This is a genomic window from Enterococcus ratti (genome assembly GCF_001886195.1).
In the GTDB taxonomy this organism is placed as follows: domain Bacteria; phylum Bacillota; class Bacilli; order Lactobacillales; family Enterococcaceae; genus Enterococcus_B; species Enterococcus_B ratti.
This window is the reverse complement of record NZ_JXLB01000003.1, coordinates 1-26020: the sequence shown is the minus strand read 5'-3', so window position 1 is coordinate 26020 and position 26020 is coordinate 1. Positions and strand designations below refer to the sequence as shown.

The following is a 26020-nucleotide window of genomic DNA, read 5'->3' as shown; positions in this document are numbered from 1 at the left end:
AAATATGACACGTTATAAAGCAATTATTGCCTATGATGGCACAAATTTTAATGGTTTTCAAAAACAGCCGAATGGTCGAACGGTGCAAGATGAAATTGAAAAAACATTACAAAAGATGGCAAATGGTAAAGAGATAACGGTTTTTGGTTCAGGAAGAACAGATGCAGGGGTGCATGCGTTGGGACAAGTCATCCATTTTGATTATCCCCTAAAGCGTCCTCTAGAGCGTATGCGTTTTGCATTAGACACGCAATCACCAGAAGACATTGCTGTGAAAGAAATGACGATGGTTTCAGAAGATTTTCATGCACGCTACCTTGTGAAAGAAAAAATTTATCAATTTCGAGTAGATATTGGAAAGCCTAGAAGCCCCTTTCGACGACACTATGCGAGTTATTTTCCTTATCCGCTAGATTTGGAAAAAATCAAACAAGCATTGCCAGATTTATTAGGTACGCATGATTTTACTTCTTTTTGTGCCTCTGGTAGTTCAGTTGATGACAAAGTTCGAACCATCTACGAAGCAAAAATGGAAGTAAATCAAACAGGCGATGAGCTGTTATTTACGTTTCGTGGAAATGGTTTCTTGTATAAAATGATTCGTATTATGGTTGGTACTTTATTGAAAATTGGCAATGGTCGATTACCAGAAGATAGTATCCCGACAATTATTGCAAAACGAGATCGAAACGCTGCTGGACCGACTGCACATCCTGAAGGATTGTATCTTTTTGAAGTCATTTATGCTAGTGAATGAATTAGAATTTAAATGGAAAATAAAAAGTTAGTTATTTTATTGATAAAACTTCCTTTATTTTGAATAACGTTATTAAACGTTGTTCAAAATAAAGATTTTTCTATTTTTTGCTAGGAAAAATTATGCATAATTTAGTAAATAGTTTGCAGATAAGAGGGTGAATGCAGCATTTGATTGAGTTGTTTATAGAAAATCTATAAATTCTATAGACAAGTAAAAAATGGTACGTATATAGTTTTTTTTAAATATATAATTTAAGTCAACATATGAAAAGGAGCTGAACTTATTTGAATGAAAAGCAATTAGAAAATATACCTAATAATGAAAATGAAGTAGTGCATGAACGACGTATTTCGTATCTAAGAGATTTAACAGAAAAAGAAAGTGTTCTGAGAAAAAGAAAAAATGAATTAAATGGTCGAATCACTAAGGCATTTAAGGAAAATAAAATTCATACGAAACAAGCGCAAGAAGATTTACAAGAGTTACATAGTATATTGCATTATTTAACGGTGAAAGATAAACTTAAAAAAGTTTTTGGATTTGATGTGATTGATTTTTATCGAACAAAGCATATGGATTATTCGGAAAAGTATTCAAAAACCTATATAAAGATGAGAGAAGATATTGAAGAGTTAATGAAAAGAAGAGTGAGAAATCCAGATACGTTAAAGTATCCGGAAATTCCTTCAAAAGAAAAGAAAAAAGAATTACTCGCTCTATATAAGAAAATGAATTCTTATCAGGCAGATCCGCAACATCTTTCTAAGAATCAGGAAGAACCAGAATATCTTTTTGAGGATCAGGAAGAACCGGAAACTGAAAAGGAATTTGCTAAGGTGTTGGATGAACAGTTAAATAATCTTATGGACCAAGGAGCCCTTCATTATTTTGAAAAATATGATTATTACAATGTGGATAGAAGTAAAACTTTGACAAAATTAGGACTTAATAAGTGGGATCTTAAAGCTTTATTGACTCGTTCAGCTAAAGATGAAGTGGATCAGGGTAAGCTACAAGTATCAGAAATGAATTTTTTTGGGAAATCAGAGAAGGAATTGAGGCAACTTAAGAAAAATTTAAGCAATAAAATCATAAAAGATTCTAATGAAGGAAAAACAGATACGGAGGAATTTGCGAAAAATTTAAATCAGTGGTTTGAGGCTCGGCACCAATTAGCTACCAGAAAAGCATTTAAAAAAATAAGTAATATTGATATGGATGAATTTTGTCAAAAATATGTTTCAAGACTTGGAATAGAACCTAAGCAGCAACTGAATGAGTTTCGCAAAGAAGTATCAACGGTGTTAAGAAATGGCGAAGACCGTATACTGAAAAAAAATCCAGTAAAAAAGGCGGAGTTGAAAGATGAAGTTAAGAGTAACAAAGAATCTATTCGGCTTATGTATGCTAACTTAAAAAAATTTGATAAAAAGAAAGATTGGAATAGCGTACATGAGCATACTAAAGTATTAATTTCAGAAATAGGAAAGGCTCTTCAGATGGAAGCGAAGTTACATGCTTTAGACACAGGATATGATTATAAGCAATTAGGTGATAGTAATACATTAAAAAAATTAAGTGATGAAGTTCAGAAAAAATTTAATATAAAGGATTCCTCGAAGAGTTCCTTAGATTCTAAAGATATTCACTATTTTTCATTTGATGATGACATTAAAATGCCTGACCTGAGTGAGAATAACTTTGAACAACCCGCCGATGCTGTGAATAAAGATGCTATAAAAAATTTGGAAAATAAAATTCAAAAAACAATTGACTTGGAGAAATCCAAAAAATTTGATGGGCTTTTTGATAAAGAAAATCCGAACTCTGACAAAATGGAAAGTTTTCGGATTGAGCTTGAAGAACCAGTGAAAGAAGTAAATAACAATGGCCATTATAAAGAGAGTGATAGAAATGGGGTTGAAATACCGCTAACGGATAAAAGTAGGTGGGAAAATTTACAAGATCAGAATAGTTTAGAAAATCCACAAGTTATTGAAACAACGATTGAAAATAAAATGGTAGATTCTACACAGGAAACAACATTGGCGTCAGCAATCGCATTAAAAGCGCAAGAATTTAGAGCTCGCAAAGAACAACAGTCAGCAAAGGGGATTTCGCCACAATATAAAGAGAGCGAAAAGCGACTAGCAGAACAGAATGGTTTAGAAAATCCACAAATTGCTGGAGAAACGGTAGAAAGTAAAAGGGCAGGTTCTACCTTAGAAGTAGATTTTTTATCGGAAATGAAGTTAAAAGTGCAAGAAATTAGAGCTCGCAAAGAACAACAGCAAGCAAAGGGGATTTCGCCACAATATAAAGAGAGCGAAAAGCGACTAGCAGAACAGAATGGTTTAGAAAATCCACAAATTGCTGGAGAAACGGTAGAAAGTAAAAGGGCAGGTTCTACCTTAGAAGTAGATTTTTTATCGGAAATGAAGTTAAAAGTGCAAGAAATTAGAGCTCGCAAAGAACAACAGCAAGCAAAGGGGATTTCGCCACAATATAAAGAGAGCGAAAAGCGACTAGCAGAACAGAATGGTTTAGAAAATCCACAAATTGCTGGAGAAACGGTAGAAAGTAAAACGGTAGATTCTAACCAAGAAACAGCATTGGCAATTGCATCAAAAGTACAAGAATTGAGTGAGAGAAGAGAACTTTTATCTTATATAAACCGACTATGTGTGGAGGCCCTTGTAAAAGATGATAAATTAATTAGAGAAAATAAATATACAGGTGAAAAATTAGTTGAAAAAAGAATAAAAAATATGGAGAAGTTCTTTGTTAAGAGAAGAGAATATCTTCATAATAACATAAATAGAAAGAACATTTCTGATGAAGCATTGACAGCAATTGAAAACATTTCATTGAAATATGAAAAATTTGATAAATGTGTTTTAAAAAGAGAAAAGAACATCGATAGTGTGAAATATTTACGGAGTGAACTTGAAAAAATAGTGCAAAAAATACCGAAAGAAGAGATTGCGTCTATTAAGAAACAACTAAAAGCATCTCAGTTACAAAAACAAGATTTCACAAAGGAGTTAAAAGTGCCTCCGCGTTTTTCTAAACAACCAGAAATAAATGAACCTGTTATTGTTAATGTGATAGAAAAGGCGAAAGTTTCGTCAGATCTGATAATAGAAACAAAGAGAAAATCAGTAGTAAAACCAGAAATTTCATCAATGCCAATCGTTAATCCAGAAATGATATTAAAGTCAACACCAAAACGTAAATTAGAAAAAATATTGTCTCCACAGCCGTCATTTACTAAAAACGCAGAAGTAGAAAAACAATCGGTTAAAGAAAAAATTAGGTTGTTTGAACAAATGGGAAAAATTAATCAAGAGAAAATCAAAGGTCCAATAAAAAATGGAACAAAAAATCTAGAACGCGGATTATAAATGTTTTCTGATTCAAAATAAAAAACGTAAGTTCAGCAGATAGAAATACTTATTTCTATCTAAAAATTAGGCTGACTTACGTTTTTTGATTAGCCGTTAGTAAGAAAGGACGCTGTTAGCTGTGTTTATATTTTTTATTTGCTAAAGGGTCTTTTTTTAAATACCAGAGATAGATGAAAAAAAGACCGATACAAAGAATAAACAAGAATGCGCCTATTTTAAATCCTTGGGGTAAATAACTGAAAGTGATTGTATGTTTTCCAGCGGGAACGTTGATCATTAAAAAGGCATTTTTGAAATTTTTTACTTTAACAGATTTTCCGTCAATTTTAGCTGTCCATCCAGCGTCATAAGGAATCGTTGTCACTAACATTCGTTCTTTTGAAGTGTCGACAGTTCCTGTGGCTGTTCTTCCGGTTGTTTGCATTTCTACCCCATTTTCTTTAATTTGGTTTATAGCTGCTTGATAAGCAACAACATTTAATCCAAGTACTTTAGGTTCCATGAAACTTACTTCTTTAGTTCCATAAAAACTTGCAGTGAATGTGACTGTTGTGTCTTGTGGATAATATCCTAGGTCGTAATATTGTCCGGAGATATTGATTTGTGTTGTGCGTGATTTACCGTTAACGGTAATGGTTGCGGTTGAACTTTCTAACTGTGCGTAGTTAGTAGGAAATAGACTTAAATAAGCTTGCGTATTGGCAGGAACATGGACTTCCCAAGTTAACGTTTTGGATAGATTATTTACAGTTTCTGTATACGTCACGCCGGTCGTTGTTTTATTGACGGTTACATTTTGTTGGCTTTTCAATGTTGGCGTATAGAAAGTAAAATATCGTTCATTTAAACCAGATAAACGGTTAATTAAATTAGTTTGACTGGTTAAATTATCTGTTAGCGGCTGTTTGATGTCATTGATTGACGTAGGAGCTGTAAATGCTAAAGGTAAAGCATTTAAATTTTTATAAAGTGTGTAATCGCCGCTTTGATCTTCTTTTACAAAGCCATATTTACTAAAAGTGCTGTCATTTTTAGCGATATTGTATTTTATACCGGTAAATCCATCCATCAGCAATGTATTATTGGCGTAGCGAATGTTAAGGTTGGTTCCTCGTGAGCGAAAGCCTAATGTATTGAGATAGGAAGAAGAATTTCGATTTCTAATTGAGGAGAACAAACTTATGCCGCTATAACCGTAATTGATGGAGTCGTTAGGTGAAATAGGATCTAGATTTTCTAAACGATAAAAAGTATCTGATTCTTGTTTGGTTTTATCTACTAGCATTTTTATTGCTGGAGACGGATTGGTATACAAACTTCGGGAAGCGTAATTCCAATCATCTAAAATTCCATGGATCATGCTATTTGTATTAATACTTGCTTCTGCTGTCATAAGTAGCAATAATAATATGCTGAGATGTTTAAACGGTTGTTTTTGCTGTTGATAAAAGCCAATAGTCAAAGCATAGAGTCCTAAGAAAACAATCGTTAAAACAAAAGAGGTGGTTGTGAGATACGTATAGCTATTGTCATCTTTAAATCCCCATGCCATAGCAAAAATAGCTGCTAAAATGATAATTATGCTGAGGAGTGTTCCTTGGTCTTCCTTCGTGAATTGTTCCCAACCTTTTGCTGCTAATAAAAGAACTAAAAAAGAAAATAAATAAGAGTAGCGGAACAAAAACATATTTGGTGCATGCATACCGTGCCAAAAAAGATTGAGTGGAACGAGATAAAAACTAGCAATCAATACAACAAATAGACTGCCAAATAAAAGTTTATTCTTCAATTTAATTTTTCGGCTAACAAAATAAAAAAGACATAAAACTAATGGGAATAAGCCGGCATAGATAAATGGTATCGAACCATATTTTGTTGTGTCGTACACGCCGATCATATTTTTCATCAAAATATCTAAATAAGAAGTTGCTTCTGTTTTTAGTGTAGTGATTTGCGTCAATGCTTCACCATTTGACCGAAGATCAAGGACTGCTGGGAGAATAATGATCATCGAAGCGCCACCAGCTAATACTGAAGTGATCCCGTAAGGAAGAATGGATTTTTTATAAGTAGACCAATTTGTTAAGAGTCTTGCAATAAAATAAAGGAAAGAAAATACACCGATCATAAAGCCCATATAAAAACTTGATAGGAATAATAACAAATAACTAATAAACAATAATGTTGGTCGTTTATATTCCATGACACGATGGATTCCTAAGAATACAAGTGGAAGATAAATAAATGCATCTAGCCACATAATGATTTCTGAATGTGCTGTAATAAATGAAATAGAAGCATAGCTTACACTTAGAGCAACTTGTCCCCAATTAGGAATTTTATAAGTTCGTGCGAGGAACCAAAAGGATAACCCTGCACCGCCTACTTTAAGCAAAGTTAAAAAATATAAAGCATCAGGCATCATCTCGTTTGGAAATAAAAGAACAAGTGGGGTAAAGAGTCCGCCCAGATAATAAGAAATCAAAGATAAATAATTTAATCCTAAAGAAGCATTCCAAGTATAAAAAATACTTTGTTTTCCTAATAGCATATTGCGAAAACTTGCATGGAAATTTGAAAATTGTGAAAAAGCATCACTAGCAAGTATACTTCGACTGCTTCCCGGATAAATTCCAATGCTCAAATAAACGCATGTCAGTATTAAAAGAGGAATGAGAAAACTAGCGAGGGCATACCGGCCATTTTCTTTTAAAAAAAGTTTGAATGTTGTTTTCATTGTTTCGTTCACCAAATTTCTATGAATATAAAGATACTTTTAGTGTATCATATTCATATTTTTATCTACATGAAAAGACTTTAGCTTTTTGTAAAAATTAAACAAGCTTTTTTCATGCTTTAAATGAGAAGAGAGAAAAAATAAGAGAAAAATAGTTTTTTTCGGTTGAAAGTAATGATGGGGGCAAAAAATACCTCTTTAAAAAATAAGCCGAAATTTACAAAAAACGGATGAATCATTTTCGTAAATTTCGACTTATTTCTTGGCGTTAATTACTTCTGTCTCAGTCTCTCTTATAAAAATAAAAACCGTTCAGTACATGAACGGTTCTAAAATTCATTCAATTAGACGCGTTCAACTTTTCCTGATTTCAAAGCACGAGTTGACACCCAAACTTTTTTAGGTTTTCCGTCGATCATAACGCGAACTTTTTGTAAGTTGGGTTTAACAGTACGTTTTGTTGAGTTCATTGCGTGTGAACGATTGTTGCCACTTTTTGTTTTACGACCTGTAAAGTAACAAACTTTTGCCATGTAAATTTCCTCCTTTGCCTTGATTTGGAGCAATAGAATAATTAAGCTCATACCAGACTAACATATCATATAGCCTATTAATTTGCAAGTGTATTTTCTGTGACGAAATTGACAATCCTCAGGAATAATTATAAATTATACAGAGTTGATTCTAAATTTAACAGTAGTTTTTTGGTACTTTAAGGTAACTACCTTTTCATTCAAGTAACGCTATGATAAAATATGATAGAAGAAAAATGGGTATATTTTGCTCGTTAAGGAGGCTCATTCATGGCTGTAAAAATTCAAACGTCAGCTGGAACCATTGAAATTACCAATGATGTGATCGCAACAGTTGTTGGTGGCGCTGCAACAGACGTGTTCGGTGTTGTAGGAATGGCCAGCAAAAATCAAATAAAAGATAATATTACTGAAATTTTGCGTAAAGAAAATTACTCTCGAGGAGTAGTGGTTCGTCAAGAAGCAAATGGCGTGGCAGTGGATGTTTATACGATTATTAGTTATGGAACAAAAATCTCAGAAGTTTCTCGCAATGTTCAAGAAAAAGTAAAATACAATTTGGAAACATTGCTAGGTGTTACGGCCAATTCTGTTAATGTTTTTGTACAAGGTGTTCGCGTGCTGCCAGATTAGGCAGAAGGCTTGCTGGTTGTTCAGCAGTCAATCTGAAGGAGGATTATCTAGGTGAATGTAACAGAAATCAATGCAAGCCAATTCCAGGAAATGGTTCAGGCAGGCATGAAGCGTCTGCAAATAAATGCAGAGTACGTCAATTCGTTAAATGTATTTCCAGTTCCTGATGGTGATACAGGAACAAATATGAATTTATCAATGACAAGTGGAGCTAAAGCGGTTGCCGACGCTACTTCTGAAAAAGTAGGCGAATTAGCCGCAATGTTGTCTAAAGGTTTGTTGATGGGGGCTAGAGGAAATTCCGGTGTCATTTTATCACAGTTGTTTCGAGGCTTTTCAAAACAAATCCCCAATGTGCGAGTATTAAATGCTGTAGATTTAGCTGCAGCGTTTACGCATGGAGTAGAAACAGCCTATAAAGCAGTAATGAAGCCGGTGGAAGGAACGATTCTAACTGTTGCTCGAGAGGCTGCAAAAGCGGGAGAGAAGAAAGCTAAGACGACGGATAATGTTGTAGAAGTGATGGAGGCTGTTGTAAAAGGTGGCCGCCGTGCTTTAGCTAAAACCCCTGAATTGCTGCCTGTATTAAAAGAAGTAGGTGTCGTAGATAGCGGAGGGCAAGGTCTGTTATTTGTATACGAAGGCTTTTTAAGTGCTTTAAACGGCGAGTTTCAAATGGAAGGAGTCTATGAGCCATCTCCAGCAGAAATGGATGAAATGGTTAATGCTGAGCATCATCGAAGCGTGCAAGGCCAATTAGCGACGGAAGATATCCATTATGGATATTGTACAGAAATTATGGTAAAAATTGGAGAAGGGCCGACAGTTGATCGTTCATTTGACTATGAAGAGTTCCGTAACTATTTAAATGGGTTGGGGGATTCCCTATTAGTAGTAAATGACGATGAAATCATCAAAGTTCATGTTCATACAGAAAGTCCCGGAGAGGTATTGAATTATGGTCAAAGATTTGGCTCTTTAATTAAAGTTAAAGTAGATAACATGCGTCTTCAGCATGAAACGATTTTAGAACATGATGAAAAAACACAAGATGTAGCACTACGTAAAACTACACGTGTTCCTTACGGTATTGTAGCGATTGCGGCTGGCAAAGGCGTGCAACAATTATTTGAAAGCTTAGGAGCGAACTATGTAATCAGTGGTGGGCAAACTATGAATCCAAGTACAGAAGAAATTGTGAAAGCCATCCAAGAAGTAAATGCGGAACGAGTGATTGTATTACCAAATAATAAAAACATTTTTATGGCAGCAGATCAAGCAGCAGAAGTAGCCGATATTCCGGTAGCTGTTGTACCATCAAGAACGATTTCTCAAGGACTAACAGCTATGCTTTCGTTTAACGACCAAGTTTCTTTAGAGGAAAACAAAGAAACTATGACGGAAATGCTTGCAAGCGTCATTAGTGGTCAAGTAACACATGCGATTCGTGATACGACGATTGATGGTGTGAAGATCGTTGAAGGAGACTTCTTAGGAATGATTGATGGTAAAATTATCGTCTCTCATCCAGATATTATTGTTGCTTCATTGGTTACTTTGAAAAAAATGGTGACTGAAGATACAGAAATTGTTACCATTTTGGTAGGTGAAGGTGGTTCAATTAGTCAAGCTGAGAAGCTGTCATCTAAATTAGTGGAATACTACCCAGATTTAGAAATTGAGATTCATCAAGGCGATCAACCGGTTTATCCTTATCTATTCTCGGCAGAGTAAAGACAAAATATTTTTTGTTTTTAAGTATTTATGGGAGAAATAAAATGGAGTTACTACTTGGTAGATCAAGGGGAGTTTTTATTATCGTCCTAAGTGCTTTGTCGTTCAAAGTACTAAATGAAGAAAAAACTACGATAAAGCATCATAGGAGTAATTAGCCGGAATATCCTGAAAATTTATAAATAATTTTCGGATATTCCGGCTTGTTGCCGAGAGCGAAGTCTTAGTTGATTTACCTAGGAAAGCAGGCACTTTTTGCTGCTTTAAGCAAAAGGAATAGTAGTAAAATATTTTTTTGTTTCTACAGATTTTTAAAGAATTCACTTAGGAATATCATGTTATTTTATTTTGTATTTTAAGAGTTCTTCTAATAAGATGAATTGCCATACGCAAAGGAGGTTAATAATAGATGAGGTCTTTAAGTGATCCAGTGACTATGTTAGCAGGTGTGGGGCAAAAAAGAGCAGACAGTCTTGCTAGTTTAGGGATACATACAATAGAAGATTTACTGACATATTATCCTTTTCGGTATGAAGACATTCAAGAAAGAAATTTAAATGAGATTTTAGATCAAGAAAAAGTTACTTTAAAAGGTCTCGTGGTTTCTCCACCTGTAATGAGTCGCTTTGGCTATAAGAAAAATCGGATTCAATTTCGCATGAGGCAAGAACATGCAGTATTTAATGTCTCGTTTTTTAATCAACCCTATTTAAAAGATAAAATTATTTTATCAGAAGAGATAGCTGTTTATGGTAAGTGGGATGCTAAACGAAAATCATTAAACGGCATGAAGATTTTAGGCTCACAAACCTTAAATGATTTTTCTCCCATTTATCATGTCAATAAATCTATTCGACAAACAACCTTAGTGGATTTGATTAGGAGAGGATTTGAGGAATATGGAAGTTTGATTGAAGAGAATCTTCCGGTTCGTTTAGTTGATAAATATCGTCTGTTAGATCGTTCAACAGCGGTAAAAAGTATGCATTTTCCTAACAATCATGAAGAAAACCATCAAGCAAAGCGCAGAATCATTTTTGAAGAGTTTTTTTTATTTCAAATGCAGTTGCAAGGACTGAAAGAATCAGAAAAAGCAGAAATAAACGGACTTGAAATTTTATATGACGTTCAGCGATTAAAGCACTTTATTCAACAACTGCCTTTTGAATTAACCGATGCTCAAAAGAAAGTAACGAATGAAATCTGTCGTGATTTAAGAAATCCGCATCACATGCAGCGTCTTTTGCAAGGTGATGTAGGAAGTGGCAAAACGATTGTGGCAGCGATCGCTTTATACGCAACGTTTACTGCTGGTTTTCAAGGTGCTTTAATGGTACCAACTGAAATTTTAGCACAGCAGCACATGGAAAGTCTTCAATCTTTGTTTGATCCTCAAGAAGTAAGAATTGCTCTTTTAACGGGGGCTACAAAGGCTAAAGAACGCAGAGAACTACTTGAAATGTTAGAACAAGGGGAAATAGATATTGCTATTGGCACTCACGCTTTGATTCAAGAAGGAGTTGCATTTCAAAATTTAGGGTTAGTTATTACTGATGAGCAACATCGGTTTGGTGTCAACCAGCGGAAAGTACTTCGAGAAAAAGGCTGGCGTCCAGATGTTTTATTTATGACGGCTACGCCTATTCCTCGGACTTTAGCTATTACAGCATATGGAGAAATGGATGTTTCAATTATTGATGAACTTCCAGCTGGACGTATTCCAATTGAAACTAGATGGGTACGGACGCCTCAATTAAATAATGTATTAGATTGGACAAAAAAAGAATTAGCGGCCGGACATCAAATGTATGTTATTTGTCCGCTAATTGAAGAATCAGAAGCTTTGGATGTCAAAAATGCTGTTGAAATTTATGAAAAATTAAGTACGCTTTTTGCACCTCAGTATGAGGTAGGGTTGTTGCATGGAAAAATGAGAAACCAAGAAAAAGAAGCAATTATGGAAAATTTTAAAGAAAATAAGATGCAGATTTTGGTTTCAACAACGGTGATTGAAGTGGGGGTAAATGTTCCTAATGCTACAGTGATGCTGATTATGGATGCCGACCGCTTTGGATTAGCACAGTTGCACCAATTACGCGGACGCGTGGGACGGGGAAGTGATGCATCTTATTGTGTATTAGTAGCCAATCCTAAAAATGAATTGGGAGTGGAGCGAATGAAAATCATGACGAAGACAAATAACGGGTTTGTTTTAAGCGAGAAAGATTTAGAATTACGTGGTCCCGGTGAAGTGTTTGGGTTTCGTCAATCCGGCTTGCCGCAGTTTGCAATTGCCGATCTTGTGACGGATGGAAATGTCTTAGAAGTTGCACGGGAAGAAGCGCGGAAAGTTTGGCAAATTAAAAATTGGCAGATATTACCTGAATATCAGATATTAGCTAGGAGCTTGCAGACAGAAAATAAAGATAGTCGTTATTTTGATTAGCAGACTATGCTATACTTTACAGTGATGATAAAAAAGGAGTGGAAATAATGAAAATTGCCGTAGATGCAATGGGCGGAGATCATGCTCCACAAGCAATTGTAGAAGGTGTGTCTTTAGCACAAAAAGATTTTCCAGATGTGGAATTTATCCTTTATGGTAAAGAATCAGAGATCAAGAAATATTTAACAGTCCAAAATAATTTCACAATTGTTCACACAGATGAAAAAATCAACAGCGATGATGAACCTGTAAGAGCGATTCGTCGCAAAAAGAATGCTTCGATGGTGTTGGCTGCACAAGCAGTAAAAAATGGCGAAGCTGATGCTGTATTTTCGGCCGGCAACACAGGAGCACTATTAGCAGCAGGTTTATTTATTGTCGGGCGTATTAAAAACATTGAACGCCCGGGGTTAATGTCTACGCTACCTGTTATAGGTAAAACAAATGCAGGTTTTGATATGCTTGATTTAGGTGCAAATGCCGAAAACAAACCGGAACATTTGCTGCAATATGGTATTTTAGGTTCGTTCTATGCAAGAAAAGTACGTGGAATTGGTCGACCTCGTGTGGCTTTGTTGAATAATGGAACAGAAGAAACCAAAGGAAGTGAACTAACAAAAAAAGCATTTGAATTATTGCAAAATGAAACGAGTTTGAATTTTATTGGGAATGTTGAGGCGAGAGAATTATTAAATGGTGTAGCTGATGTGGTGGTAACTGATGGTTTTACTGGAAATGCCGTTTTAAAATCAATTGAAGGAACCGCCATGAACTTGATGGAGCTTTTGAAATCAGCTATTTTAAATGAGGGATTTAAAGGAAAAATGGGGGCTATGTTGTTAAAAGATGGCTTGCGTTCATTGAAGACAGAAATGGATTATTCAAAACACGGGGGCGCAGTTCTCTTTGGCTTAAAGGCACCAGTAATTAAAACCCATGGAGCAACGGGACCGGATGCAGTGAGACATACGATCAGACAAATCCATACGATGCTTGAAACAAATGTGATCGGACAGCTGGTTGAACAATTTGAAAAATAGACAGAATAATTTTTTTGTTTAGCGATAAAAGAAGGGATGAAAAAAAGGTAGACAATTTTTGAAAATGTAAGTAAAATTAGCTGTGGTGAAGGAAAACGGCAATTTGACATTGTTGGAGGTGAAAACATTGTCGCGTGAAGAAGTATTTAACAAAGTAGCAAAAATCATTTCAAATCATTTTGAAATTGATGCGGATAAAGTAACTGATGAATTAAATATCAAGGATGACTTAAAGGCTGATTCAATCAGTATCATGGAATTTGTTTTGGAACTTGAAGATGAATTTGGTACAGAAATTTCTGATGAAGATGCCGAACGAATTGAAACAGTCGGAGGCGCAGTGGATTATATTAGTAGTCATCTTAGCTAGCAATTAGAATAAAAAGTGAGTAAAGACTGATTCAGTCTTTACTCACTTTTTGTTTAATCTTTGTAGGAGTTTATCTATTTCTTGATAGATTTTTCTGATAATTCTGGCAACAATTTGAAATTATCTTGCATTGTAAAAAAGTTTTATATATAATTATTAATAATATATTACACTATTCTTAGAATAATACCTATTATAAAACATTTTATTCTGTGTACTATCATTTTTTATTAAGAAAAACTTCCGTCTAGGGAGCAGAGAGGGGTATTCGATTGTCAAATAACCAACTGTTAGATGTTCAGAACCTACATACGGGCTTTCGTCTTAAAGATGAGTATTACGATGCAGTAGACGACGTTTCTTTTACATTAGATAAAAACGAAATCTTAGCAATTGTTGGAGAATCCGGTTGCGGAAAAAGTACATTGGCTACTACTATTATGGGGTTGCTTGATCCAAATAACACAAAAATCACAGGTGAAATATTATATAATGATTTAAATTTGATCGAATTAAACGAAACTTTGTATAACAAGATTCGTGGAAATGATATCGGCATGATTTTCCAAGATCCCTTATCTGCTTTGAATCCTTTAATGCGAATTGAAGATCAAATCAAAGAAGGGTTATCTTATCATACTAAGATGAATGCAGAGCAAAGGCAAACACGGGCGTTAGAATTATTGAAACAAGTAGGAATCCCTAATCCTGTCAGAGTAGGGCGACAATATCCTCATGAATTATCAGGTGGGATGAGACAGCGGGTGATTATTGCCATTGCTATTGCGTGCAAGCCGCCGATCGTTATTGCAGATGAACCAACGACGGCATTAGACGTAACGATTCAAGCGCAAATTCTTGATTTACTAAAGGATTTACAAGAAGAAACTAAAACAGGCATTATTTTGATTACCCATGACTTGGGAGTAGTTGCTGAGATGGCTGATCGCGTAGCGGTAATGTATGGCGGTCAATTTGTTGAGGTGGCTGATGTAAAAGAATTATTTGAACACCCTAAGCATCCATATACACGTTCATTATTAAATTCTATTCCTCAAGAAGGAAACCATGAAGCAGAACTGCATGTTATTGAAGGTGTTGTTCCTTCTTTGAAAAACATGCCACGTACGGGCTGTCGTTTTGCTCCGCGTATTCCTTGGATCCCTGCCAGCTATCACGAAGAAAATCCGATACTTCATGAAATTGCCCCAAATCATCTTGTTCGCTGTTCATGTTATAAACATTTCCACTTTAAAGACGAAAAAGGAGAGGTGTAGATGTCAGAATTAATTACAATCAACAATTTAAAAGTTCACTATCCTATTCGCAGTGGTTTTTTTAATCGAATAACGGACCATGTTTATGCGGTAGATGGGGTGGATTTCATTATTGAAAAAGGAAAAACTTATGGACTAGTCGGTGAGTCAGGTTCAGGAAAATCAACTACTGGAAAAGCAGTGGTTGGATTGGAAAAAGTAACCTCTGGACAAATTATTTATGAAGGAAAAGATGTTACGAAAAAAAACAACCGTAAAAAAATAGGTTACAACAAAGACGTTCAGATGATCTTTCAAGATTCGATGTCTAGTTTAAATCCTAAAAAACGTGTGTTGGACATTATTGCAGAGCCAATTCGTAATTTTGAACGGTTAAGTGATCAAGAAGAAAAGAAAAAAGTGAGAGGTTTACTAGATATTGTAGGGATGCCAGAAGATGCTTTATATAAATATCCTCATGAATTTTCAGGCGGACAACGTCAACGTTTAGGAGTAGCTCGAGCGGTAGCCACGAATCCAAAATTGATTGTAGCGGATGAGCCAGTTTCTGCTTTAGACTTGTCTGTTCAAGCACAAGTATTAAACTTCATGAAACGCATCCAACAAGAATTTGGCCTTAGTTATTTGTTCATTTCACATGATTTAGGAGTCGTTAAACATATGTGTGATAATATCGCTATTATGTATAAAGGTAGATTTGTTGAAATTGGAACAAGAGAAGACATTTATCATGATCCACGGCACATCTATACTAAGCGTTTACTTTCTGCTATTCCTCGGATTGATGTAGAAAATAGAGAAAAGCATAAAGAAAATCGCCGAAGAGTAGAGCGTGAATATATTCAAAATCAAAAGGAGTACTATGATGCCACTGGTCGCGTGTATGATCTTCGTCCGATCACACCGACGCATAAAGTAGCAGTGAAAGATGGAGGTGCCAGCTAATGTGGAAAACAATTTTGCGCCGTGTGTTATTAATAATTCCACAAGTTATTATTCTTAGTATTTTGATCTTCATGTTGGCAAAAGCAATGCCTGGAGATCCATTTACTGGGTTAATCAATCCTAACCAAGATCCAGCCGTTATTGAACAAATGCGACAAGCTGCCGGATTAAATGATCCCTGGTATATCCAGTATTTTCGTTGGGTAGGGAATGCTTTACATGGAGATTTTGGACAGAGTTTTTTATATAAACGTTCTGTCGCTGATTTAATTGGTGAGCGTATCGTCAATACTCTTTATTTATCTATTTTAACAGTTATTATTACGTATTTGATCGCTGTGCCATTAGGTATGCTAGCTGGTAGATATCAAAATTCAGTTTTAGACAAAATTGTTGTAATTTACAATTTCTTTAGCTTTGCTGTACCATTGTTTATCTTTGGTTTGATTATGCTGTTTGTTTTTGGTTATCGACTAGGCTGGTTCCCAACAAGCGGTTCTCAGACTTTGGGGTTGCAAGGCGGCTTTTTCGCTCAATTAGTTGACCGGATGAAGTATATCATTTTACCATCAATTACTCAAGCTTTTTTAGCGACGGCCGTAACAATTCAGTATTTGAGAAGTGAAGTGATTGACTCGAAAGCTTTAGATTTTGTACGAACGGCTCGTTCAAAAGGAGTACCGACAAATAAAGTATTTAGTCGTCATATTTTCCGCAATGCTGCTTTACCAATGGCTTCACAAATGGGGTATGAAATTACTTCTTTAATTGCCGGTTCAGTAGTTATTGAAAAGATTTTTGGATATCCTGGAGTCGGTAAATTATTTATTGATTCTATCGGACAACGAGATTATACGGTGATTACATCCTTAGTATTGATTTTAGGTATTGCGACGCTGGTAGGAACATTGCTGTCAGATATTATTATGAGCATTGTTGATCCGCGTATTCGTATCCAATAAAAAATCAATTCAGAAAAGGAGTAGAGATAAATGAGTGAAAAAAAGAAAGAAACCGTGCAAGAAAGTATTCCACCTATGGGGATACGAATGATTGCACGTGAATTTAAAAAAGATAAGATTGCCATTTTTTCCCTTGGCTTGCTTATTGTTTTGCTTTTAGTTATTTTTGTCGGTTCGATATTTATTGACCAAGATAAAGTAATGTATGTTAGTATTTTTGATAAATATGCAGCACCGGGTTCTATTTCTGCTGAAGGGTCTAAATTTATTTTAGGTGCAGATGAAGGTGGACGTGATGTTTTAGGGCAATTGATCATTGGTGCTAGAAACTCCATAACGATAGGATTTGCTATTACGGTCATTACTTCGATTATCGGCGTAGGATTAGGAATCATTTCTGGATTTTACGGAGGAATTATTGATAATATTTTAATGCGTGTTGTAGATTTTATTATGATTTTGCCAATTATGTTGATTATTATTGTATTTGTATCAATCATTTCCAAATACAATGTTTGGTCATTCATCTTTATAATGAGTGCTTTTTATTGGGTTGCTAAAGCTCGGTTATTTAGAAGTAAAACTTTGTCAGAAGCCAGACGTGATTATGTCAGTGCTTCAAAGACTATGGGGACAAGTGATTTTGAAATCATGTTTCGTGAAATTATGCCTAATCTCAGTTCATTAATTATTACAAATTTAACCATGAACTTTGCAGCAAATATAGGAATTGAGACGACGTTAACTTTCTTAGGATTCGGATTGCCAACAAATGTTCCAAGTTTAGGAACGTTGATCGGCTATGCTAGCAATGGAGAAGTTTTAGTGAATCGACAATGGATTTGGTTACCTGCATCAATTCTAATTTTAGTTTTGATGTTATGTGTAAACTACGTTGGGCAAGCATTTAAGCGTTCGGCTGATGCACGCCAACGATTAGGATAAAGAAAGAGGGGAAAATAGGAAATGAAAAAAACAATTTTAGGCGTTGCCGCACTGTTTTCAGTAATGGCTTTAGCAGCTTGCGGAAGTGGTGGAGGAACGAACTCTTCAGGAAAGACAACGAGTAATGGGGACAATAAAGATAAATTAACGTTCCCAATTTCAATGAAGAATGATAAAGAAGCAATGAAAGATGGCGAACTTGAAGTTGCAGTAGCGACTGACAGTCAATTTAAAGGGCTATTTCAATGGGAATTTTATCAAGATGCTTATGATGCCGCATTTATGGCACCTTCTCATGAAGCGTTGTTTTCAAATGATGCCGACTTTAAGATTACTGATGATGGCGCAGCAACTTTAAAATTAGATCAAAAGACAAAAAAAGCAACCATTAAAGTAAAAGATAACGTCAAATGGTCGGATGGTAAAGATGTCACAGCAGATGACGTTATTTTCCCTTATGAGATTATTGGAAATAAAGAATACACAGGAATTCGTTACGATGATAATTTCCGAAACGTTGTCGGTATGGAAGAATACCATAACGGCAGTGCGAGTGCGATTTCAGGTATTAAAAAGGTAGACAATAAAACAGTTGAAATTGAATATAAAAAAGTAGAACCAAGCATGCTGCAAGCAGGAGGGGGCATCTGGTCTTATGCTGCTCCAAAGCACGCCCTTGAAGGCGTAGCGATCAAAGATATGGAATCAAGTAATCAGGTACGTAAAAACCCTGTTACTTTTGGACCGTACTATATGAGTAACATCGTAGCTGGTGAGTCAGTTGAATATTTACCAAATCCATATTATTGGAATGGCAAACCGCAATTGAAAAAAATTACGATGAAATCATTGCCAACTGCTAGTGCAACGGAAGCGTTGAACTCAAAACTTTATGATATGATCTTCCAGATGCCTACGGATACGTATGACACTTACAAAGAAATTTCGGGTTATACAAACCTAGGGCGTGAACAAACCTCTTATACTTATTTAGGATTCAAATTAGGAAAATGGAATGCTGAAAAAAGTAGTGTAGATTACGATCCAAATTCGAAAATGGCTGATAAATCTTTGCGTCAAGCAATGGGTTATGCGCTGGATAATAATGCGGTTGGAGAACGTTTTTATGCCGGATTAAGAAGTAACGCAACTTCGTTGATTCCGCCGGTGTTTGAATCTTTCCATGATAGTAATTTAAAAGGATTTACGCAAGATATTGATAAAGCCAATAAATTATTAGATGATGCTGGTTATAAAGACGTAGACGGTGATAAGATTCGTGAAGATAAGGATGGGAAGAAGCTAACGATTAATTTTGCTTCAATGTCAGGCGGCGAAACGGCGCAACCATTAGCCGATTACTATGTACAACAATGGAAAAAAATTGGGTTAGACGTGAAATATACTACAGGACGTTTAATTGAGTTTAATTCATTTTATGACAAATTAAAAAATGATGATCCTGAAGTTGATGTATACCAAGCTGCTTGGAATACAGGAACTGATCCAAATCCAAGTGGATTATGGGGACCCAATGCAGCATTTAACTATACTCGTTTTGCATCTGAAGAAAATACAAAATTAATTGACGATATTAATTCAGATAAAGCGTTTGATGCTGATTATCAAAAAGAAGCATATAAAAAATGGCAAGCCTATGCCTTTAAAGAAGCTTTTGCTATTCCAACGTTGTTTCGTAACGAAGTTTTACCAGTAAATGATCGCGTAAAAGATTGGGATTGGTCATATGATGCACCAAATCCATGGGCAAAGGTTACTGTAACGGCAGAGTCACGTTCATAAGGTATTATTGAAAAGCAACTTTAAGGATTATGCTAGTACAAATAGGAAATACTGAAAAAGTGGGTAAAATCATTGAACTGATTTTATCCGCTTTTTTACGTTTTCTAAATGTGGGGAGAGTAGCTATGTTTATGATAGCTCTTTATTAAAGCTTTGCTTACCTTTTGCCTCAACCATTTCAAATTTATCAAAAAACCAGTATAATAAGAAAGTATTGAAAAAATATCCATAAAGGAATGTGGGAAATGGACAATCAGCTGACAAATGAACTAAAGAAAAAGTATCGTATCGTTTTTCACGATCTCAATTTACTTGAACAAGCTTTTACCCATTCATCCTATGTGAATGAGCATCGCAACCTTCAATTATCTGATAATGAGCGTTTAGAGTTTTTAGGAGATGCAGTTTTGGAATTAATGGTTTCCGAGTATCTTTATCGCTTATACCCGAGTATTCCCGAAGGAAAGCTAACGAAGACACGTGCGGCAATCGTTCGCGAAGACAGTTTATCAAAATTTGCAAAAGAATGCGGATTTGATAAATATATCATGTTAGGCAAAGGAGAAGAAAATTCTGGTGGTCGAAATAGACCGGCTCTTCTTTGTGATTTATTTGAAGCTTTTTTAGGTGCTTTGTACCTCGATCAAGGGTTTAAAGCAGCACATGCATTTCTTCAAACTGTTGTCTTTCCAAAAGTTAAAGCAGGTGCTTTTTCACATGAGATGGATCATAAAACGAAATTGCAAGAAGTTTTGCAAAAATCAGGAGATGTAGTCATTGAATATCGGCTAGTAAAAGAAGAAGGACCGGCTCATGAACGTGTTTTTTGGATTGAAGTATATGTAGATGACAAACTAATTGGCACAGGACAAGGAAAATCAAAAAAACTAGCCGAACAAGCTGCTGCTGAAAATGCGCTAGCAGCATTGTAAAAGTAAGTGAGGGAACGCTTAGTGTATTTAAGACGAATTGAAATAGCTGGGTTTAAATCCTTTGCGGATAAAACAGTGATTGATTTTGAAAATAGTGTGACAGCAGTTGTTGGACCAAACGGTAGTGGTAAAAGTAATATTACTGAAGCAATCCGTTGGGTTTTAGGAGAGCAATCTGCGAAAAGTCTTCGTGGAGGAAAAATGCCGGATATTATTTTTGCTGGTTCAGATTCACGCAAACCTTTGAACGTAGCAGAAGTTACGGTTGTATTAGATAATGCTGATCATTATTTACCATTGGATTATAATGAGATCAGTGTGACTCGTCGTTATCGTCGTACCGGTGAAAGTGACTTTTACATTAATAAACGACCTTGTCGATTGAAAGATATTCAAGAACTTTTCTTGGATTCCGGGTTAGGAAAAGAATCCTTTTCAATTATCTCTCAAGGAAAAGTAGAAGCTATTTTTAGTAGTAAACCGGAAGAACGCCGAGGGATTTTTGAAGAAGCTGCGGGTGTTTTAAAGTATAAGCAGCGTAAGAAAAAAGCAGAACATAAGTTATTTGAAACGGAAGATAATCTTAGTCGCGTGCAAGATATCATTTATGAATTACAAGAACAATTGACACCTTTAGCGGCACAAAGTGAAACAGCGAAGAAATTTCTAAAATTAAAAGAAGAGTTAGCTTACACGGATATTGCTTTAATGATTGTAGAAATTAAATCGGCAAAAAGAGCGTGGGAAGAAAAGAAAACACAATTGACTCAATTTAATCAAGAGTTAATAAGATTAGCGAAACAAATTCAAGAACAAGAAAAATTATTATCAGAAAAACGCCAGCAAAACACGCAAAAAGAACAGCAAATTGAAAAAGGACAACAGACGCTATTAGCGCTTTCTGAAAGGCTAAAACAAGCGGAAGGGCAAAAAGATGTTTTAGTTGAGCGAACAAAACATACGCAAAAAAATACCCAAGAATACCAATCTTCCTTGGTAGAAGCTCAAAAGAAAGTGTCGCATTTTGAAAAATTGCAAGAGAAGTTAGCAAAAGAGGCGGCAGAAAAGGAATTAAAGATTCAAGAAGCACAGACTCAGTTGATGAAGACGCAACAAGAGTTAGAAAAATACCAAAAAACGCCGAAAGAATTATTATCTGAACTACGTGATCAATACGTTGATTTAATGCAAGAACAAGCAAATGTCGGTAATGAATTGAAATATTTAAAACGACAATACTTACAAGAAACTTCTAAAAGTAAACAAACTTTGGTTAAACAATCAGAAATAGAAGTATCTGTGGCGAAGTTATCAGTACAACAGAAAACATTGTCTAAAAAACAAGATGAACTCCAAATGGCACTAATGAAAAATAAAAGGGAATGGGCAGAAGTTCAAGCAACTAGTAAAAAACTACAAGATGAGTTAGCTAAAGAACAGCCCAAAATGTACCAATTGATGAACCAAGTGCAGCAGTTAAAAGCGCGGCAAAAAAGTTTACAAGAAATCCAAGAAAACTATTTTGGTTTTTACCAAGGTGTGCGTTTGATTTTACAACATAAACAACAACTCTCCGGTATTGTGGGAGTAGTTGCTGAATTAATTGATGTGCCCGCTTCTTTTACTGTAGCAATTGAAACAGCTTTAGGCGGAGCGGCACAACATATTATCGTTGAAAATGAAAAAGATGCGCGCCAAGCAATTACTTATTTAAAACAACAAAAAGGTGGCCGAGCCACGTTTTTACCATTAACAACGATCAAATCAAGAAAATTATCTGCGACGATTTGTTCACAGGCGGCAGAAGTTGACGGCTTTTTAGGAATTGCTAGCGAGCAAGTGACTTTTCCTACAAAAGTCCAATCTGTCGTTCATAATCTTTTAGGTACAATTTTATTAGCTAAAAATTTAGAAAGTGCCAATGAAATTGCCAAAAAGATCCATTATCAGTACCGAGTTGTTTCGCTTGAGGGAGATGTGATGAATGCTGGGGGTTCCATGACTGGTGGAGTGAATAAGCGAGGAAATCAGGGGAGTTTGTTCTCACAAAGTCAAGAATTAAAACAATTAACGGCTGCATATGAACAAGTAGATCAAAAGCTACAAACACAAGAAAAGCAAGTACAAGTACTGCAAGAAAAAATGGCAATTTTTACGCAAAGACAAGAAGTTTTGCGAACACAAAAAGAACAGCTGCGTTTTGAAGAACAAGAAGTAATGAATCAATTGAAAAATATTCAGAATGATTTGGTACGCTTTGAGAAAGAAAAACAGTTGTCAAACTTTGCAACGAAAGAACTGCAGCAATTTATCGATTCTTATCAAAAACAACAAGTAGAATTGATTGCAAAGCAAAAGAAAATTGAGCAGCAGCGGCAACGCATTGATGAAGAAATCAAATCACTTAACCAAGAAAGTGATCAGATGGAAGAAAAGCGCACACAAATTCAAGCACAAAAAGCTCAAGAGCAAGCTGCATTAGCGGTGTTGAAAGAACAATTTAATCATCTACAGATTCAATTACGTGGTGCTCGTGTGCAAAAAAATGAAGCGTTAGAACGACAGGAAAGCTTAGAAAAGCAATTAAAAATGTTAACGAAAAACTTTGCCGATCATGAACTCACTGAAGAAAGTCTGAGCCAACAAATTCATAAATTTTCTCAACAACGTGAAGAGTTAAAAGTAAAGCTAGCAGAAATAAAAATACAGCGAGAAAGTCTTCAAAAAGAAATGAATCAATTAGAAGATGTACTTGTTGAACAGAATCGTCAGCAAAAGCAACAATTAACAGAACAATCGAAACTCGAAGTACAAAAAAATCGTTCAGAAATGTTACTTGACCATCATTTAAGTTATTTGCAAAAGGAATATCAACTCACGTTCGAAAAAGCGCTGGTTGATTATGAAGAGACCACTGATGTTAAAAATAGTCGAGCGAAGGTGGCTTTACTGAAAGAACAAATCGAAGAGCTTGGAGTTGTCAATCTTAGCGCAATTGAACAGTTTGAACAAGTCAATGAACGGCATATATTTTTGACTACACAACGTGATGACTTACTTGCTGCTAAAAATCAATTATTTGAAACGATGGAAGAAATGGATAATGAAGTACGCATGCGCTTTAAAGAAATTTTTGAAGCGATTCGTCAAGAATTTAAACTTGTTTTCCCTAATATGTTTGGTGGCGGTCGAGCCGAATTAGTGCTTACTGATCCTAGTAATTTATTGAAAACAGGCATTGAAATCGAAGTTCAACCACCGGGAAAGAAATTACAAAGTTTGAGTTTGCTTTCTGGTGGAGAACGGGCGCTAACAGCAATTGTCTTGCTTTTTTCAATTATTCGTGTTTGTCCAGTACCATTTTGCATTTTGGATGAAGTAGAGGCTGCATTAGATGAAGCAAATGTGAAACGATTTGGACGTTATTTAAGTGATTTTCAAAAGGAGACACAATTTATTGTAGTTACGCATCGCAAAGGAACAATGGAAGCAGCAGATGTTTTGTATGGAGTAACGATGCAAGAATCCGGTGTTTCAAAAATTATTTCAGTCCGTATGGAAGACATCAATGAAGAAGGCAAGATGGAAACGAAGGTGTAGAAGAGTAATGATTAAGTTAATTACGATTGATTTAGACGGTACATTATTAAATGAAGAAAAACAAATTTCACAAGGGAATAAACAAGCTTTAGCTAAAGCAAAAGCTAAAGGAATTAAAGTTATTTTATGCACCGGACGTCCGTTAGCAGCTATGACTCATTATTTGCAAGAGTTAGATTTAGTAAATGAGGGAGATTATAGTATCACGTTCAATGGCGGCTTAGTTCAAAAAAATGATACAGGAGAAATTATAGAAAAAAGGGTGATGAATGTCACAGATATTCACCGTCTCTATCATTTAGCACAAAAATTAAATTTACCGTTAGATATATTATCAGATAATATTGTTTTACAACTTCCAACTGCACCACAGAAACATTCATTATATCATGTATTGAATCGATTACTTCAATTTCAACCAGCAAAATTATCGGATATTACCAACGAGCTTGTTTTAAACAAAGCAGTCATTGCTTATCCGCAAGTAGAATTAGATTCTAAAATTAAAGAAATACCAACTGAATTTCATGAGTATTATGAAATCATTAAGACACGTAGTATGCTTTTAGAATTTATGCCAAAAGGTGTGACAAAAGCCTCTGGAATTTCTTTGTTAGCAAAGAATTTAGGATTGAAACAAGAAGAGATTATGGCAATTGGCGATGAAGAAAATGATTTATCAATGATTAAATACGCAGGTCTTGGTGTAGCTATGGAAAACGCTGTTTCAGTTGTTAAAAAAGCAGCCGATTATGTGACTTTAAGCAATAATAAGCATGGTGTAGCAAAAGTAATTGAAAAATTTGTTTTAAATGAGGGGGAATTAGATGGGATTTTTTGATAAAATTAAACGTGCTTTTACTGGTGAAGCGCAACAACCCGAAGAAATCGAAGTACAAGAAAAATACGATAAAGGATTAGAAAAAACAAGAAAAACGTTTGGCGAACGCATGAATGAACTGTTTGCTAATTTTCGTACAGTAGATGAAGATTTTTTTGAAGAATTAGAAGAAACGCTAATCGGAGCAGATGTGGGTTTTGAAACGGCTATTCAAATTTCAGAAGCTTTGCGGCAAGAAGTAAAACTTAGAAATGCTAAAAAGCCAGCAGAAATCCAAAACGCTATTATTGAAAAATTGGTTGATTTGTATGAGCAAGAAGGTATTAATGAAGTCAACGAATTAAATATTCAAGAAGGGTTAACGGTTATTTTATTTGTTGGGGTAAACGGCGTAGGAAAGACAACAAGTATTGGAAAATTAGCACATCAATATAAAAATGAAGGGAAAAAGGTGTTGATGGCGGCAGCTGATACTTTTCGTGCCGGAGCAATCGATCAACTAGTAGTTTGGGGGGAACGTGCTGGTGTAGATGTTGTTTGCGGGAAAGCTGGAGGAGATCCCGCAGCGGTTGTTTACGATGCAATAAAACGAGCAAAAAATGAACAAGTAGATGTCCTATTAGTAGATACCGCAGGAAGGCTGCAAAATAAAGTTAACTTGATGAATGAATTAGAAAAAATCAAACGGGTCATTCAGCGAGAACTACCAGAAGCACCACATGAAACTTTACTAGTGCTGGATGCTACAACTGGTCAAAATGCGATGGTTCAGGCGAAACAATTTAAAGAAACAACAGATGTTACTGGGTTAGTTTTAACGAAGTTGGACGGTACTGCAAAAGGTGGTATTGTACTTGCTATACGAAATGAACTTCATTTACCAGTCAAACTAGTTGGATTGGGTGAAGGAATTGAAGACTTGGAGCCATTTGATCCGAATGATTTTGTAATTGGATTATTTAAAGGATTATTGAAAGAAGAGTAACGTTAAACAAAAAGAAAACAAAGAGAATAAAGCTATTCTCTTTGTTTTTTTATTATTGTCTTTAGACCTA

The 26020-nt window shown here is 35.4% G+C and carries 18 protein-coding genes; 16 read left to right on the top strand and 2 right to left on the bottom strand.

The window, feature by feature from the left end; translation table 11 throughout:
* The first annotated feature begins 4 nt into the window (after nt 1-4).
* Together truA and RV14_RS01710 are read left to right on the top strand one after the other, a co-directional pair.
* Nucleotides 5-757 (top strand): tRNA pseudouridine(38-40) synthase TruA, encoded by a 753-nt coding sequence (truA, locus tag RV14_RS01715; RefSeq protein ID WP_071854627.1) that lies wholly within the window; start codon nt 5-7, stop codon nt 755-757.
* A 287-nt stretch (nt 758-1044) separates the two neighbouring features.
* Complete coding sequence (locus RV14_RS01710) at nt 1045-4164, top strand: hypothetical protein (RefSeq protein WP_071854626.1); 3120 nt, start codon at nt 1045-1047, stop codon at nt 4162-4164.
* A gap of 115 nt (nt 4165-4279) precedes the next feature.
* On the opposite strand, the gene RV14_RS01705 is transcribed toward RV14_RS01710, so the two are convergent.
* Entirely contained in the window at nt 4280-6904 is a 2625-nt protein-coding gene (locus tag RV14_RS01705; protein WP_071854625.1) for a YfhO family protein, read from the bottom strand.
* Nucleotides 6905-7248: 344 nt separating this feature from the next.
* Nucleotides 7249-7437 carry a 50S ribosomal protein L28 gene (gene rpmB / locus RV14_RS01700; RefSeq protein ID WP_010750781.1) on the bottom strand — a complete coding sequence of 63 codons (189 nt, stop codon included), beginning with the start codon at nt 7435-7437 and terminating at the stop codon, nt 7249-7251.
* A gap of 270 nt (nt 7438-7707) precedes the next feature.
* Between rpmB and RV14_RS01695 the strand changes: the two genes are divergently transcribed.
* The 14 genes from RV14_RS01695 (at nt 7708) to ftsY (ending at nt 25950) form a co-directional block, all read left to right on the top strand.
* Nucleotides 7708-8070, top strand: a complete 363-nt coding sequence (locus tag RV14_RS01695; protein ID WP_071854624.1) for an Asp23/Gls24 family envelope stress response protein — start codon at nt 7708-7710, stop codon at nt 8068-8070.
* A 51-nt stretch (nt 8071-8121) separates the two neighbouring features.
* Nucleotides 8122-9804 (top strand): DAK2 domain-containing protein, encoded by a 1683-nt coding sequence (locus RV14_RS01690; RefSeq protein ID WP_071854623.1) that lies wholly within the window; start codon nt 8122-8124, stop codon nt 9802-9804.
* 409 nt (nt 9805-10213) lie between these two features.
* Nucleotides 10214-12250 (top strand): ATP-dependent DNA helicase RecG, encoded by a 2037-nt coding sequence (gene recG, locus RV14_RS01685; RefSeq protein WP_071854622.1) that lies wholly within the window; start codon nt 10214-10216, stop codon nt 12248-12250.
* A 47-nt stretch (nt 12251-12297) separates the two neighbouring features.
* A complete protein-coding gene (gene plsX, locus RV14_RS01680; protein WP_071854621.1) occupies nt 12298-13290 on the top strand; it encodes a phosphate acyltransferase PlsX in 993 nt (330 codons plus the stop codon).
* A gap of 127 nt (nt 13291-13417) precedes the next feature.
* Nucleotides 13418-13660, top strand: coding sequence for an acyl carrier protein (gene acpP / locus RV14_RS01675; RefSeq protein WP_071854620.1), 243 nt, complete (start codon nt 13418-13420; stop codon nt 13658-13660).
* 272 nt (nt 13661-13932) lie between these two features.
* Nucleotides 13933-14937: an ABC transporter ATP-binding protein gene (locus RV14_RS01670; RefSeq protein WP_071854619.1), complete on the top strand. Its 1005-nt coding sequence runs from the start codon at nt 13933-13935 to the stop codon at nt 14935-14937.
* Entirely contained in the window at nt 14938-15882 is a 945-nt protein-coding gene (locus RV14_RS01665; protein WP_071854618.1) for an ABC transporter ATP-binding protein, read from the top strand.
* Nucleotides 15882-16844, top strand: a complete 963-nt coding sequence (gene opp4B, locus RV14_RS01660) for an oligopeptide ABC transporter permease (RefSeq protein WP_071854617.1) — start codon at nt 15882-15884, stop codon at nt 16842-16844. Before RV14_RS01665 ends, opp4B begins: the two co-directional genes overlap by 1 nt.
* Before the next feature lie 30 nt (nt 16845-16874).
* Nucleotides 16875-17789: an ABC transporter permease gene (locus tag RV14_RS01655; RefSeq protein ID WP_071854616.1), complete on the top strand. Its 915-nt coding sequence runs from the start codon at nt 16875-16877 to the stop codon at nt 17787-17789.
* A gap of 21 nt (nt 17790-17810) precedes the next feature.
* Nucleotides 17811-19592: an oligopeptide ABC transporter substrate-binding protein gene (locus tag RV14_RS01650; protein ID WP_071854615.1), complete on the top strand. Its 1782-nt coding sequence runs from the start codon at nt 17811-17813 to the stop codon at nt 19590-19592.
* A gap of 245 nt (nt 19593-19837) precedes the next feature.
* Nucleotides 19838-20524, top strand: coding sequence for a ribonuclease III (rnc, locus tag RV14_RS01645; RefSeq protein ID WP_071854614.1), 687 nt, complete (start codon nt 19838-19840; stop codon nt 20522-20524).
* A 21-nt stretch (nt 20525-20545) separates the two neighbouring features.
* Nucleotides 20546-24124 carry a chromosome segregation protein SMC gene (gene smc, locus RV14_RS01640; RefSeq protein ID WP_071854613.1) on the top strand — a complete coding sequence of 1193 codons (3579 nt, stop codon included), beginning with the start codon at nt 20546-20548 and terminating at the stop codon, nt 24122-24124.
* 7 nt (nt 24125-24131) lie between these two features.
* Nucleotides 24132-24965: a Cof-type HAD-IIB family hydrolase gene (locus RV14_RS01635; protein ID WP_071854612.1), complete on the top strand. Its 834-nt coding sequence runs from the start codon at nt 24132-24134 to the stop codon at nt 24963-24965.
* Nucleotides 24952-25950, top strand: a complete 999-nt coding sequence (ftsY, locus tag RV14_RS01630; RefSeq protein ID WP_071854611.1) for a signal recognition particle-docking protein FtsY — start codon at nt 24952-24954, stop codon at nt 25948-25950. The genes RV14_RS01635 and ftsY overlap by 14 nt, the downstream gene beginning before the upstream one ends.
* Nucleotides 25951-26020: the final 70 nt, after the last annotated feature.